A 15,740-nucleotide genomic window follows, 5' to 3' on the forward strand; every position below is an offset into this window, starting at 1 on the left:
ACAAGCTCCAATTACCGCTTGAATCGGCCGTGGTTGTCGTACTAACCCCACCCACGTTAACCGTCACGGTGGCGCCTGATTCTGCGCCGCCACCTTGCACGAGTACATCGTTATCCTCGCTGGCATTGACTTTGCCATCGCCTTCAATTGGCGTGGTGATCGTCAGTGCATTCGGCGCTTGGTTATCAAGTGTGATCGATGTGGTCGCCGCCGTTGAGGTATTCCCCGCGCTATCTACTTGCGTTGCTGATACCGTAAGCGTGCCATTATTCAGCGCGCTAATATCCAATTCGTTGCCTGACAAGCTCCAATTACCGCTTGAATCGGCCGTGGTTGTCGTACTAACCCCACCCACGTTAACCGTCACGGTGGCGCCTGATTCTGCGCCGCCACCTTGCACGAGTACATCGTTATCCTCGCTGGCATTGACTTTGCCGTCGCCTTCAATTGGCGTGGTGATCGTCAGTGCATTCGGCGCTTGGTTATCAAGTGTGATTGATGTGGTCGCCGCTGTTGAGGTATTCCCTGCGCTATCTACTTGTGTTGCTGATACCGTAAGCGTGCCATTATTCAGCGCACTAATATCCAATTCGTTACCTGATAATGTCCAATTACCGCTCGTGTCAGCTGTGGTGGTTTTAGTTACACCACCAATGTTAACCGTCACGGTGGCGCCCGATTCTGCGCCGCCACCTTGCACGAGTACATCGTTATCCTCGCTGGCATTGACTTTGCCATCGCCTTCTATTGGCGTGGTGATCGTCAGTGCATTCGGCGCTTGGTTATCAAGTGTGATTGATGTGGTTGCCGCCGTTGAGGTATTCCCTGCGCTATCTACTTGCGTTGCTGATACCGTAAGCGTGCCATTATTCAGCGCACTAATATCCAATTCGTTACCTGATAATGTCCAATTACCGCTTGAATCGGCGGTGGTAGTTGTCGTCACGCCGTCAATGCTGACTGTGACTGTTGCGCCTGATTCTGCGCCGCCACCTTGCACGAGTACATCGTTATCCTCGCTGGCATTGACTTTGCCATCGCCTTCAATTGGCGTGGTGATCGTCAATGCATTCGGCGCTTGGTTATCGAGTGTGATTGATGTGGTTGCCGCCGTTGAGGTATTCCCCGCGCTGTCGGCTTGTATTGCTGATACCGTAAGCGTGCCATTATTCAGCGCGCTAATATCCAATTCGTTGCCTGATAATGTCCAATTACCGCTCGTGTCAGCTGTGGTGGTTTTAGTTACACCACCAATGTTAACCGTCACGGTGGCGCCCGATTCTGCGCCGCCACCTTGCACGAGTACATCGTTATCCTCGCTGGCATTGACTTTACCATCGCCTTCTATTGGCGTGGTGATCGTCAATGCATTCGGCGCTTGGTTATCAAGTGTGATTGATGTGGTTGCCGCCGTTGAGGTATTCCCTGCGCTATCTACTTGCGTTGCCGATACCGTGAGCGTGCCATTATTCAGCGCGCTAATATCCAATTCGTTGCCTGATAATGTCCAATTACCGCTTGAATCGGCGGTGGTGGTTGTCGTCACGCCGTCAATACTGACTGTAATTGTTGCGCCTGATTCTGCGCCGCTACCTTGCACGAGTACATCGTTATCCTCGCTGGCATTGACTTTACCATCGCCTTCAATTGGCGTGGTGATCGTCAGTGCATTCGGCGCTTGGTTATCTAGTGTGATTGATGTGGTTGCCGCCGTTGAGGTATTCCCCACACCATCTACTTGCGTTGCCGACACCGTAAGCGTGCCATTATTCAACGCGCTAATATCCAATTCGTTGCCTGACAAGCTCCAGTTACCGCTTGAGTCGGCCGTGGTTGTCGTACTAACCCCACCCACGCTAACCGTCACGGTTGCGCCTGATTCTGCGCCGCCACCTTGCACGAGTACATCGTTATCCTCGTTGGCATTGACTTTACCGTCGCCTTCAATTGGCGTGGTGATCGTCAGTGCATTCGGCGCTTGGTTATCAAGTGTGATTGATGTGCTCGCCGCCGTTGAGGTATTCCCTGCGCTATCTACTTGTGTTGCCGATACCGTGAGCGTGCCATTATTCAGCGCGCTAATATCCAATTCGTTGCCTGATAATGTCCAATTACCGCTTGAATCGGCGGTGGTGGTTGTCGTCACGCCGTCAATACTGACTGTAATTGTTGCGCCTGATTCTGCGCCGCTACCTTGCACGAGTACATCGTTATCCTCGCTGGCATTGACTTTACCATCGCCTTCTATTGGCGTGGTGATCGTCAGTGCATTCGGCGCTTGGTTATCAAGTGTGATTGATGTGGTCGCCGCCGTTGAGGTATTCCCCGCGCTGTCGGCTTGCGTTGCCGATACCGTGAGCGTGCCATTATTCAGCGCGCTAATATCTAGTTCGTTGCCTGACAAGCTCCAATTACCGCTTGAGTCGGCCGTGGTTGTCGTACTAACCCCACCCACATTAACCGTCACGGTTGCGCCTGATTCTGCGCCACTACCTTGCACGAGTACATCGTTATCTTCGCTGGCATTCACTTTACCGTCGCCTTCAATTGGCGTGGTGATCGTCAGTGCATTCGGCGCTTGGTTATCTAAGCTGATGGTCGTGGTTGCTGCCGTTGAGGTATTCCCTGCGCTATCTACTTGCGTTGCTGATACTGTAAGCGTGCCATTATTCAGCGCACTAATATCCAATTCGTTGCCTGACAAGCTCCAATTACCACTTGAATCGGCCGTGGTTGTCGTACTAACTCCACCCACATTGACAGTGACTGTTGCACCAGATTCAGCGCCAGCGCCAGTGATCAGCAAGGCATCATCTTCTGCAGCACTGACCTTACCATCTGTTGATATTGGGGTAGTAATTGTCAATGTATTTGGTGTTTCATTATCAAGTGTGATTGATGTGGTTGCCGCCGTTGACGTATTACCCGCACTATCCGATTGAGTTGCTGAAACACTCAAACTACCATTATTTAACGAACTTATATCTAGTTCATTACCTGCAAGACTCCAGTTACCACTTGCATCGGCGGTAGCAGTTTTAGTGATCCCGCCAATATTTACAGTAACGGTTGCACTTGACTCTGCACCAGAGCCTTGCACCAGTACATCATTATCTTCTGCTGCATTAACTTTATTATCAATTTCAATTGGCGTTGTAATCGCAACAGCACTTGGTATTTGATTATCTAAAATAATTGATGATGTAGCGGCAGAAGATGTATTGCCCGCGGTATCTGTTTGCGTCACATTGATTGATAATGTGCCATTATTCAATGAACTAATATCAAGTTCATTGCCACCAGCAAGTGTCCAGTTACCGCTGCCATCTGCAGTAACAGTTCCTATCACACCATCAACCGAAACTCTTACCGACGCGCCGGCCTCAGCTCCACTGCCAGATATAACAACATCATTGTCTTCACTGGCGTTTACTTTACCATCACCTTCTATTGGTGTCGTAATTGTTGGCGTACTCGCACCAGCATCAATCGTGATGCTAAGCAATGCTGATAATGTACTATTATTTCCTGCCAGATCTGATGCATAAGCCGTTATTGTGTGTGAACCTGCTGATATAGCCGATGAAGGTGTGAAACTCCAAATACCACCAGCGGGGACTGTAACAGTACCTAAAACACCGTCGACATTTGAAGTCAGTGTAATAACATCTCCCACTGTCGCAGTACCATTTAAAGTCGGTGTGGTATCTGTTGTTATATTATCTGTATTTGAAGTTCCTGTATCACTGGCAGTATCTAAGTCAGGTATACTTGGCGTGCTTGGCACAACAGTGTCGAGTGTAATAGCAATACCCGTTGACGCAACGGATACATTGCTAAGTGCGTCAGTCGCTTTTGCTGTAATCGTGTGTACAACATTTGCTGTCAGTTCACTCGTTGTAATTTCCCATGTTCCATCGGTTGCAGTGCCAGTACCAATTACCGCATTACCCGTTTGATCACTAAGCAAGGTAATACTTGCCCCCACCTCTGCTAGGCCTGATAACGTTGGTGTAGTGTCATTCGTATAATTATCAGTATTTAAAGACCCTGAATCTGAGCTTGCAATTAAATCCAGTGAAGTAGGTGCATTTGGTGCTACATCATCAGTAACAGTAATAGAAAATGATTCTTGGAAGGTCGATGTACTATCATCCGATTGTACGCAAACTATGTACGTACCACTTGAAATTGCGGATTGAGTCTCTAAAATACTGCCATTTATTTGAAAGCTACTATTACCTGCATTAGACGAGCAACTACCACTTGTCGAGGTATTTGGTGCCACCAACGTATATGTATGACTGGTATCATCAAGATCAGTTGAACTGATTGTTGCAACATCAGCCCCTGAGGCTGTGACAGATTGATTAATAGTTGTAGCAGATAATGAAATATCAGTAGGCGCATCATCTAGCTGCGTAATTGTCACTGTAGCCTGATTAGTTCCGGTACTGTTCAATACTCCATCAGAGAATATATAATTTAATGAAGCTGAGCTTGACGGATCATCTGAGTTATTAGCATACGTCAAGTTTTGTAATACAGCATCAACCACCGCAGAACTAGCATTACTATTAAATGTTAAAACCAAAGTTCCTGCGGAGTTGGTTGTAACAGTCCCGACGCTATTACCGTTATAAGTGAATAACTCACCTTCGGTAAGTACTCCTAAAAGGCCGGAATTACCAAATACATCTTTACTGCTTGCGCCACCGCTTCGATTAATGGTTAAACTTGCATTATTGTAATTTCCAACACTGCCATTGAGCGCATCAAGCTCAGTGTCGGCAATAGTTACGTCACTATCCAGAACAACAGCTGTCCCATTTTCTATAAATGTCGCCCCTCCATTGAGAGCACTAAATACAGGCGCTGAATTTGCTGAAATAAAGGTAATAACGGTATCTGATCCGCTATCAGCAACAGTAAATGCAAGATCATTGCCTGGTGCATTAGTCAGTGATAGTGTTAATTCTGAAATATTAAAATCAGTGGCATTCGTATCAACTTCTAATGTACTAGTACCATTAAATTGCACGTTTGCGGTTGAAAGACCCGTTACACCCGTTACGGTAATTGTGTCTCCAACCGCTAAGTCTGTAATCGTATCGCCATTGAGCTGTGAACTACTGCCAACAAAATTATCGTTGCCAGCATTACCTGTTAAGGTATCGGTTCCACTTCCTGGGCGCAAAGTATCAGCGCCAGAGCCGCCTTTAAATGTATCGTCACCATTAAAGTTTGATGATGTGATAGATAAAATATCCGAACTAAATGCACTTGCATCTAAGCTCACTGATGCCGAGATAGCACTACCGCTGGCATTTGAGAATGACACAGTGGCGCCATTAGTATCAAAGTTATCAGACAGAGTAATTGTGGTGTTACTATTTGTACCTAACGACAACGCCTCAATATCTGAGACCGTTGTGTTCGTAAAATTAAACGTACCACCGTCCATTAATTTCAACGTATCAATACCAGCAGAGCCTGTGATAGCAGTGCCAAAATCACTTATATTATTCGCATCAATAGATACCGTTGCCGCAGACGATAAGCTCAATGTACCAATATTAAAAAATGAACCTGCTGTTACATCCGCACCATCGATTGCACTTACACTATCGGCTACTGTCGGTTCGCCGAATAAAGTACCACTAAAACCAGCAGCACCAATTGCAAACGTGACCGAGGTATTACTAGAATTATCACTTATATTTTGAGTTGCTGAACTCACTGTTATAGTGCGGCTATTTGAAGAGTCATCCCCCACATTATATGTTTCAACATCAAAGAGTGTAGAGAAATCTCCATCCCCAGTAATATTCACAGTTTGCGTACCGAGAGCGGATATAGTGCCTGTAAAAGCAGCTTGTTGCGAGCGCGTCATAGACACTGTTGCGCCACTGGCCAACGTTAAATTTTCAATATCGCTAATCGTAGCTGCCGTGATATTAGCACCCGTTGAAAGGGACAATGTATCGTTGACTGTACCCTTACCTGTTAGTGCTCCGGTTAATGTTAAACTACCCGCAACAAAAGTGACGGCATCTGTTTCTGAATTCGCGGTTATATTTTGAGAAGCAGAACCAATTGAAATCGTTCGCGTATTTGTGCTGTCATCACCAATTGAAAATGTTTCAATATTGCTAAGCGTCGTTAAATTACCATCACCCGATACAGTAATAGTTTCAGATCCAGGCGCTGTTACTGTGCCTGTAAATAAGCCGACTTGTGATGCTAAAAAATTAACCGATGAGTTGGATGCTAAGGTCAGGTTTGCAAAATTAGATACTGTAGCGCCTGTTATATCAGCACCTGTTGTCATGCTTAAGGTGTCGCTGCCACCATTTGCATTGAGTGTACCCGAAACCGTTAAACCTGCAATATTTACCGTATCTGCGCCCGCGCTACCGGTTATATTTTGGGAGCCATTTGATAACGTAATTGTATTTGCAGTGCTCAACACATACGTTTCAATATCACTCGCAGCAACTAACCCATCCGTTGTCGCAGAAATAGTAATTTGATCTGTACCTGCGCCTGAAATTGTAGAAAACGCATCATGCTGCGCTTCTTTCATCGTGACAGATACGCCGCCGCTCAAATTAAGCGTTTCAAAGTTTGAAATCGTTGCCGCCGCTAAACTCGCGCCATCAGCTAGCGTAAGTGTATCTGTGCCATCCCCACCATCGAGAGTTCCTCGGTACGAAAAGTTGGAAATATCGACTGAATCAGCTAAATTACTGCCTGTAACAGACTGATCTCTATCTACAAGCGTTAATGCAATTGGTGTATTCAAAACGTATGTTGCAATAGTGCTATTTGCCGTTAAATTTGCATCGCCCCCACTGCCTGCTGCAATTGTAAATATGGGAGCACCGCTCCCCGAAATAGTCGTAAATTGCTCATGCTGCGCTTCACTTAGCGTTAAAGTGGCGCTGCTAGGCATTGTTAATGTTTCAAAGCCTGTTAATGTAGTGAAAGCCGTTAAATCGGATCCTGTCGGAACGTGAATGGTATCTGTACCCGTGCCACCATCAGCCACTGAACCTGTAATATGTGATGGATTGCTTATCGTTAATGTTTCGGAGTCACTACTAAACGTTATTGCCGGATTTAAATTTGTACCATCTAAGGTGCTAAAACCCGCTGCTGTAGAGCTAGCTGCTGCTAGATTAGCCACTGAAATTGTCGCGGTACGGCTAGTACTGTTTTCAGTGCCATCATTGATAACAACAGAGACCGTTCGCGCGGTTTCATTTGGGCTAGCATTAGTGTTGTTATACGTTATTGCTTTAAGGAAAGTGGCCACTTCTGCCGTTGTTGCAGTTGCACCTGTAATAGAAATTGTATCTTGTAAAGTAATAGCCGATGCACCACTAACACCCCCAAGTGCATTTTGCGCACTGGCAGATACATTAAGACCCTCAAACAACCCGTCTTGATCGTTTGTTAATGCTACGGTTATTGTTGTTATTGTATCGCCATCACTATCACCGGCACTAGCATCGGGCGCAATATTTACAGCACCACTACCTTCGGTAAATGATACTGAACTCCCCGTACCTGGAATCCCACCATTTAAATCAACAACAGGCGCTGAATTTGTAGAAGTACCTGTGGCACTCAAAGACACATTATACATACTCTCATTTGCATCAGTGTTGCTAATTCTTAAATTACCTGATATCCCACCAACTGTTGTCGTTTGTACAGTTACAAGTATCGTACATTGCATACCTGAGCTTAATGTTTGACCATTCGTAGCACATGTACCGCCTGTAATTGAAAAGTCGCTACTTCCACTTGTTATAGAAACAGCCGTAGTCGTTAAATTACCAGTGCCTTCATTTTTTACCGTAAAGGTTTTTGTTGTAGTTGCTACACCATCCGCTGCAACACTGCCAAAGTCTTCGCTTACAGTTGTCGATCCACTTTCTTCAACATCTATTTCTGGCGATGACCCACAAGCGCCAACACTACCACCTCTCAAAGTACAGCTAGAAGAGCTTACAGTGGTGCACGCCCCGCCTGGTAGGGTGCAGTTTGCACTTGCAAACACCTTTCTTATTAGTAAATCACTTTTTACTTGTGTATTATCGCCCTTAACAATACTTACTTTTTGTTCATTCGTTTCAAGTAATCCCTGCTCTTTTAAAAAGCTTAATGTATTATTTATATCTGGGTTTACTAAGTGTGATTGGGCTTTTTGCCCTCGACTAAATGTCGAAAATGGGCTTTTTGACTCTATACCAACTATTTCATCTTCAGTTTCTAGCGCTAACTTTTTTGAAAATTGTTTTAAATCTACAGCTTCATTTACTGTTTCTGCGTAAGCCCCGCTAGCTATTACTGCAGAAATCGCAACCCCTAAAAAAGTTTTATTTAAGCTTAAACGTTCCATGATACTCATCCTCGACAAAATTCAAAAATATGGCTAGACAACGCGTCTGAGCTTTGAAATAGCTCTGGTTTCCTGCTGTTCGGTACAACAGCAATATCGTAAATCTGTTTTACATCACCCGTAAAAGTCAAATTACCTACCACCTCACCTGTATTTACATTCACTAACCATATTGCGCACACACTTTTCCCATCTAATAATCTTGGGTTTGCTTTAAAGCGAATATGCTCTTCTGATTTACGTAATGTACTCGTACCGACAAGCATCAAGTCACCAAAAAACGTCATTCCCCTTGTAAAACCTTGCAACTCACATAAAACTCTATTAGTACCTGACTTTGGATCGTATACATGAATATCGCCATCTCCAGATGCACAATAATACACCTTGCCTGCGTGGCATCTTGGCGAATGTGGCATTGAAATACCTGATTTGATGACCTTATTTTCAACGACATCAATAAGCACCCCTTTATTCCCTAGCTCTTCACGCCAACCTTGTGCTGTATCTGATTCACTAAAGGCTGTAGCATAACGAGGCACACCATCTAACAACGCCATGCCATTTAAATGGCATCTATTTTCCGGCTTCAGTTCTGAAATAAACGACGGCACCCAAGCAGCGACAAAACTATGGTCAGGACTTAACTTACTTAAACAAGAGAACATCGAGTTAACTACCCACAAACCATCATTACCCCAACAAATATCATGGATGTTGATCATACCTGTTGATAAAGTCGCTCTTTCTATAAACAAACTGTCGGCTGCCTTTACATTTTTGACTTGTTCATCCCACTCTTCACGAAATTTGGGGCTATCTCTGAGTTCATTATCTTGTAATTTTTTTGGCAACTCTTCATAACGATCAAGGTTCCCATTAATAACATCAGCATAACCACTTGGTGTTTTTTGAAAGTCGATTACTTGATTTAGTGTTCCAAGCGTGACCCTATTTTCGTCGGCATAAAGTCCCATTGGTCTTGGAAATGCCTTTAATTTTGTTTCTAGCTTGCCATTATTGGAACGCACTAAAATAACACGTTGTGATTGATAACTTGTCGCAATCAACGATATGCCCAACTGAGCCAATATTTTTGGGAAGTTGTCACTGTGGGTGCTACTAAAATCTAACGGTTCCATTTCAGTGCTCATTAATTTCACTACCTTTTGATCTAATCAAAGTTACACTCTTTATATTATTTTTATTAACTACATGTGCAGGCAAAATATTTTCAACCATCGTTAATTTTGTTAACGGGTATTCAACTCCGCATGCTTTTAGCTGTGCCACAACGCCTGAAACAATAGCGGCTGATGATGAGGTGCCACCAAAATTTACATACCCATTAAGTGACGTTGATTCAATTGAAGAAGGGGCGTAATAATCAACACATTGCCCATAATTAGAAAACTCAGCAACATTCCCATTTTTATTTATTGCCCCTATAACAACCACTGAACTTAATGCCGATAGATGATTGACTTCACAAGCTTTCTTACCCGAATTTCCTGCTGAAACAACGATAATAGGTGCATTTGATGCAGATGCAACATTCTCAATTACCAGTGACGTAATACCCGATAATAACGGTAAAACCCAACTACAGTTGATAACATCCGCTTTCATCAACTTAGCGACCTGAAATGCCAATATTATAGAAGATGACCATGTTGAAACTTGCCTGATAGCTATTATTTCACTAGTCGGTGCGAAACCCTCAACCCCTATATTATCTTGCTTTGCAGCAATAACTCCAACAACACGTGTACCATGGTAATCAGTTGGGTTTTTAGCACTGGTTGCCAGTGTTTTTTCATCAGGATCATATTCAAACAATACTGTTAAATCATCAAACTCTGGGTGAGTAAAATCAAAGCCGTCATCAATAATTGCAACCCGCACAGTATTCTCTGGTTTATCGCATAAAGGAGCATTTTGTGACACAAGCACGCTGCTAGTCTGCCTGCTTGTTCCTGACGTAACTAACTTTGTGACAGGTGCAATATCTGGTTCGATCTCTAGCACATCTTGATGTTTGCTTAACGCTAAATAAACATCAAAAAAATATTCGGGTCTAGGTGTTACCCAGTAAACCAATTCACTTCCTATATTAGCGATTACTTGAACTTGTTTTATTTCATCATGTAGCTGTGAGATCTCATCGACTGATAGCAAAGAGAGTATTATTATTTTTTTGTTAAAAGCGTACATCTTCCCTGCATCATCAATCAAAAAATTACTGTCATGCTTGGCAAATACAACACTACCTTTAGAGCTTTTAAATTGCAGCTTGTCTAAACTCGCCTGAGCAGATACATCTCTTGCAAATAAGCACACAACTATAATTAAACAGCTGAAAACAATATGCCAATTAAGGTATTTCAACATAAGTAAATAACAACCAACAGAGCTCTTTCAAACAACATATAACTTACTTCCTGCACAAACATAATGGTTTTTCATCATATGTAGAATACAGATTTCAAACTAAAATCTGTATTCTCACACATCAATTTCTTGGTGGATAAATTCCATCTAGTGCAATGCAAAAGTTTAACGCTAAGCTAGGTTGCATATTTTCATGCCGCTGACTCTTACCTGACGATGCTAAACTGCTGCTACTCATAGCACTTGTATTACTATCCAGTGGCGCAGTATATCGCAGTGCACCACCTGAGGAGGCAACGTCTATTGCAAGTTGATTATCACTTGGTTGGTCAGTATTACCAGCTTGAAATACACCTGAAATAACATGGTCATGCTTAGGTAGCTGTATGGGGGCCAACGCTACTTGGCTAACACCACCAAAGGTAGAAAATGGCCGAGTCGTTAGTCCTATCCCTGATCCCGCATGCATTGGTGCTCTGCCTTGTAAATCAGGGACTCCAAATGTTGTTCGTCCATCACCACCGAAATTAGTTCCCAGCAAACTAAATAGCGCTGTAGATTGTGAAATACTGAGTATTTGCCCTGCGCATTTAGCCCAAGCTCTAGGACTATACGTAAGACCAAATATTCTAATTTCAGCCATAAATGGTTCAGCCATAATATTTCTCCTTTAATTTCTTGATGGGAAGAGGCCGTTGAGGCAAATAATAAAATGTATAGCCAAATAAGGCATCATATTAGTATGCGGCTCATTAGCACCCACAGTTTCAACTGCAGCGTCATTTAGTTGCTGACTTTCTCCCGTGACAGCGCCTGATATATAAGTTGACTCAGTTGCAGGGCTTCTCGCCAAAACATTACCAATGGCTGTAGATGTAGTTGCACGATTATTATTTGCCTGCAAGCTATGGGTGTGTGCTGGCATCTGCTGTGGTAGAAGCGTCACTTTTTCTACGCCAGCCTGACGCGCTATAGGGTAAGGTTGTAATCCTGGGCCTTGCCCAAAATGTACGGGTACACGCCCTCTTAAATCAGGCAGCATAAATGACGAGCGCCCATCACCGCCATATTGTGCGCCAATCAATGCAAATAACACTTGGTTTTGACTTATTGAAAAAGTAGACCCGCTACAAAATGCCCACTGCCTAGGTGAGAATGTAGTAGCAATCATTTTTATTTCACCGACAAATGACTCAGACATGCTAGTTTCCTTTTTTAATTTCTAGCTGGAAAGGTACCTTCCAGTGCAATACAAAAATTAAGTACGAGTAAAGGTTGAAGATTAGTATGTGGCGACCCACTCCCGCTACTACTAACAACATCCTGAGCAAGTTCTGTCAAATCTAACGATGAACCGTATACGAAAGGTTCAGCTGAGGTACCCTTATTATCCTTTGATTCAGAAAATATACGATCTGTAAACGCGGGGCTATTAGCGGCTATGCTAGCCGTAGCTTTTACTGCATGCGTATGCGCTGGCATTTCATCTAACGTTAACCTAACCGTTTCCTCCCCTGAACTATCTCCAGCATAAAAGGGACGGTTTTCAGTGCTCAAAAACCCACTACCGATAGGCGTGCGCCCCCGTAAGTCCGGTAACTTAAAATCACTTGTTCCGTTACCACCAAACTGAGTCCCTAATAGAGCATATAGTGCCTCATTCTGTGTAATTGCGATAACTCCACCATTACAGAATGCCCAATCTTTTGGGGCAAAATCAAACGCAAATGGTCGTATTTCAGATATAAACGGATCAGCCATATAAATCTCCCTACTCACTTTTATTAAACGAATAATTTAGTCTATTAAACACGAAGTACTATTTTTGTGTCGTGATGTATATCTCATACTCAGTTTCGCTATTTGGTGATAGAAACAGCTCTGCATCATTAAATGCATCGTGTGTGAGTCGATATGTGCCTTGTTCTAAAGGTTCATTTGCAGAGCCTTTAAGCAAAACACGAAATGCATCCCATTGTTCCCCATTCAGTTTTGTTCTATCAACTGATGATACCTTTAACTCTACTTCACCATCTTGACCAGCAACTTTAACAATGGATCCTTGTGCTCTTTCAACATTTTCAAACGTAAATTTTTCCATATTCAACTCCTGTGTTTAACTTCGCTTAGTCACACACCACTCATTAATTTCACTGGGTGTGGGTACCACGCCATAAATTCATATGGCGGGCTAATTGATTCAACTTGAAACCCTAAACGCGCATATAACTGCTTAGCAGCAAAATTATGTTGCTCAACGGTCAGTGTTAAAGGTGCACCAGATTGTAATGCGGCACTTTGAAACGATTGAATTATAGCTGAGCCAAAACCATGCCCTCTCGCACTTGGTAAAAAGCCAATATCGACGATACGAATTTCATTTGGGCCAAAATCAATGGTTGCCTTACCGATTGCTTCATGATGTTTTTCAATAATGAAGTACATTGCGTTAGGAAATTTTTCACCATACCCTTGTGTTTGTGCTTTAAATTGCATTTCTACAATTGACTCAACAAAATCTTTTTCGCCATCAATTAACTGTAAATCTTGGCGCATTGAACTATGCAGCTTTTCTAAAAAAGGCTTATCGTTTGCATTTGACGGTCTTATATTTAAGCCCTTAGGAATATTAAGTTTCATTACCTCTTTAGCTCCTTAGCTTACTTTTTTTACTGCAATATGTTTTTTCTTTAGAGTTCATAATTAAATCCAACAACCACTCATTAACATTACAGTCTATGACAAAGTTGATTCTTGGTGTATCACCGGTATTTATTACAGAATGTTCCGCATCCGCATTTATATACCAACAGCTGCTCTGACTTATTGGAACTTTTAAATCATCCACTAAAAATTCAACATGTTCTGATGTCTCTAAAGAAATATGAATACGTGCCTGGGCTGATAGCTCAATACTCAATCCAAGGTCTCGGTGGGGTTTAATCAAAGAGTTGGGGGAAAGGCGCATAAGCCGTGCAGATAAAATATTACATTTAAATTGTGACAATAACTCACTAATAGAAGGTAAATATTGAAGGTGGTCGCCATCAATAAAACTTGAGCTAGATTCAATTGCGAAAGATTGCAGAATCACATGCTTATCAGCATGCTCAACAGGCACTCTTAAAGGCAATACATCCCAACCGCCCTGATAACACTGAGTATTAACATGTCTAACCCATTCCAATTTTTTTGCTACAAGCAAATCTGCAGACATCTTTTTTACATTATAAAAAATTTCAAGCTTGGCAAACGAAATGACTGGAGAGACTATATTTTCACCAGCATTAACAACTTCAGGAATAAGTATGTCATCATTCATTATTTATTCTCAAACGAAGAGAATGAATGAGTAAGTATTTAATCTTAAAACAAAACGTATACAGGGTGGGGACAAGATCGATTTCTGTATGTATATTGTTGCGGTATGTTGAGCTACTTTCACTCACTATAACGGCTTTAGCACATGACTCTAATTGCATTTTAAGTAAAGACTTTAAATAACAAATTATTGGTTTTGCGCGCCGTAAACGCTTTATAAGCTGCGGACTATGTTTTTCCATACTTAAACATTCCTTTGAGCTTTTATTACAGTATAAAATTCTATCGCAAATTAATACTACATTCAGATAACATAATAGCCCACAAGACGTAGAACACAATTTTTTAGTTCTATTATTTTTAATAATCACTTACTTGAAAAGTCTACCAACTTATTTTTAACAATAAGTTATACATAAGTTTGGCATAAGTTAAAAATAAAAAATATTACACCCTATTACACGGCATTCTTTTTTATTCATAGCGAGTCTTTAGCTACTTACTTAATGGAGTCATGTTTATGTATTGTACAATACGAGGTGTATCCCCCTTATTTGGACAACTACCGTGCGGTAATGTATGCCGCCAAACAATTAAGCTACCTGCCTTTGCAGCCAATGGAGTACTGTGAAATTTATCGAAATTAAAAGAATGTGGATTAGTATTTTTAGGTAGGTTAGCCAGCCAGTTCTCTATTTCTTTATGAAAGCCAGATACACAACTGAATGCACCTTGCTCAGCGGTAACGTCAGTAAGGTACAACAACCCTTGCGTTGCAAAGGTGAGTGGTTTATTAAAGTTTATATCCCAGTGAATATGTGGCCCAGGAAACTGCCAACTTTCTGTCTGTGGTGGATTAAAACTAAGTCTGTCAGTGCTTACTATTAAGTTTTTTCTCCCCCAGAGTTGCTCAAAAACATCTCGAACTTGAGGAAGAGAGCGTATAACTTGCATGGTTATATCATTAAATATTTGTACCATAACCCCCTGTTTAAGCGCATGACAGCTATACCATGAAGCGGGGTTGTTTTTATCCATTTTCAAACGTTCATAAAGCATATTACAAACGTCTTCACATAATTTTTTTGGCACCAACGCTGGAATAATAACATAACCATTATCATCCCAGCTTTGCCACTGCAGTGGCGTTAAAATAGAGTAACGAGGCGTCTCTACTGATGCTGTTTCATTTTTTATGTCTGTTTCCTCAAAAAATGAAACAATGCTTTTATTAAGCTGATTTCTTTTTGCGTTTGAAATAGCTCTGCCATGCACTTTTTTTACCCAATTTTCAAATTCGAAAAAACTATCACTCGCAAAAATAGACTCTATAGTCGGTGTGAGCCCTAAGCCTAGAGTGTCCATTATCATGACATCAAGCGACCATTCGTCTTCTATTATTTTTTTATCCGCACAGCCTTGTTTTTGTAACTGTACTTTGTGCCACATTCGCTTTAATTGAAATAGACCTAAGCCTCCAGTTTCTTTATAACAAGGAAGTGTGCTCTGCGCCATTGTGTCCGAAGGTGGCACTTTTGCTATCAACTCATTTTGCATAATAACTCCTTTTCCTTGCCTGATTTCAGACAACTAAAACACCTTAAATTGATTTATTAAC

The 15,740-nt window shown here is 42.2% G+C and carries 10 protein-coding genes; all 10 read right to left on the minus strand.

Features of this window, described 5'->3' with window-relative positions:
* The coding region (locus A7967_RS10295; RefSeq protein ID WP_064435680.1) for a beta strand repeat-containing protein at positions 1-8,410 on the minus strand (8,410 nt) is incomplete at its 3' end.
* Between the two features lie 5 nt (positions 8,411-8,415).
* Positions 8,416-9,564, minus strand: coding sequence for a TIGR03032 family protein (locus A7967_RS10300; protein ID WP_231659034.1), 1,149 nt, complete (start codon positions 9,562-9,564; stop codon positions 8,416-8,418).
* Positions 9,554-10,801, minus strand: coding sequence for a S8 family peptidase (locus A7967_RS10305; protein WP_054205194.1), 1,248 nt, complete (start codon positions 10,799-10,801; stop codon positions 9,554-9,556). The genes A7967_RS10300 and A7967_RS10305 overlap by 11 nt, the downstream gene beginning before the upstream one ends.
* A 121-nt stretch (positions 10,802-10,922) precedes the next feature.
* Positions 10,923-11,459: a phage tail protein gene (locus tag A7967_RS10310; protein WP_054205193.1), complete on the minus strand. Its 537-nt coding sequence runs from the start codon at positions 11,457-11,459 to the stop codon at positions 10,923-10,925.
* Between the two features lie 12 nt (positions 11,460-11,471).
* Positions 11,472-12,002, minus strand: a complete 531-nt coding sequence (locus tag A7967_RS10315; protein WP_054205192.1) for a phage tail protein — start codon at positions 12,000-12,002, stop codon at positions 11,472-11,474.
* Positions 12,003-12,016: 14 nt separating this feature from the next.
* On the minus strand, positions 12,017-12,562 hold the full coding sequence (locus A7967_RS10320) for a phage tail protein (protein ID WP_054205191.1): 546 nt from the start codon (positions 12,560-12,562) through the stop codon (positions 12,017-12,019).
* A gap of 58 nt (positions 12,563-12,620) precedes the next feature.
* On the minus strand, positions 12,621-12,902 hold the full coding sequence (locus A7967_RS10325; RefSeq protein WP_054205190.1) for a DUF6916 family protein: 282 nt from the start codon (positions 12,900-12,902) through the stop codon (positions 12,621-12,623).
* Positions 12,903-12,931: 29 nt separating this feature from the next.
* Complete coding sequence (locus A7967_RS10330) at positions 12,932-13,441, minus strand: GNAT family N-acetyltransferase (protein WP_054205189.1); 510 nt, start codon at positions 13,439-13,441, stop codon at positions 12,932-12,934.
* Between the two features lie 7 nt (positions 13,442-13,448).
* Positions 13,449-14,123: an aspartyl/asparaginyl beta-hydroxylase domain-containing protein gene (locus tag A7967_RS10335; RefSeq protein ID WP_054205188.1), complete on the minus strand. Its 675-nt coding sequence runs from the start codon at positions 14,121-14,123 to the stop codon at positions 13,449-13,451.
* Between the two features lie 494 nt (positions 14,124-14,617).
* The gene (locus tag A7967_RS10345) at positions 14,618-15,679 is read right to left on the minus strand and encodes a phytanoyl-CoA dioxygenase family protein (RefSeq protein WP_064435681.1); all 1,062 of its coding nucleotides are present in this window, start codon (positions 15,677-15,679) and stop codon (positions 14,618-14,620) included.
* Positions 15,680-15,740 lie beyond the last annotated feature (61 nt).

Source organism: Pseudoalteromonas neustonica, assembly GCF_001653135.1.
Taxonomy (GTDB): Bacteria; Pseudomonadota; Gammaproteobacteria; order Enterobacterales; family Alteromonadaceae; genus Pseudoalteromonas; species Pseudoalteromonas neustonica.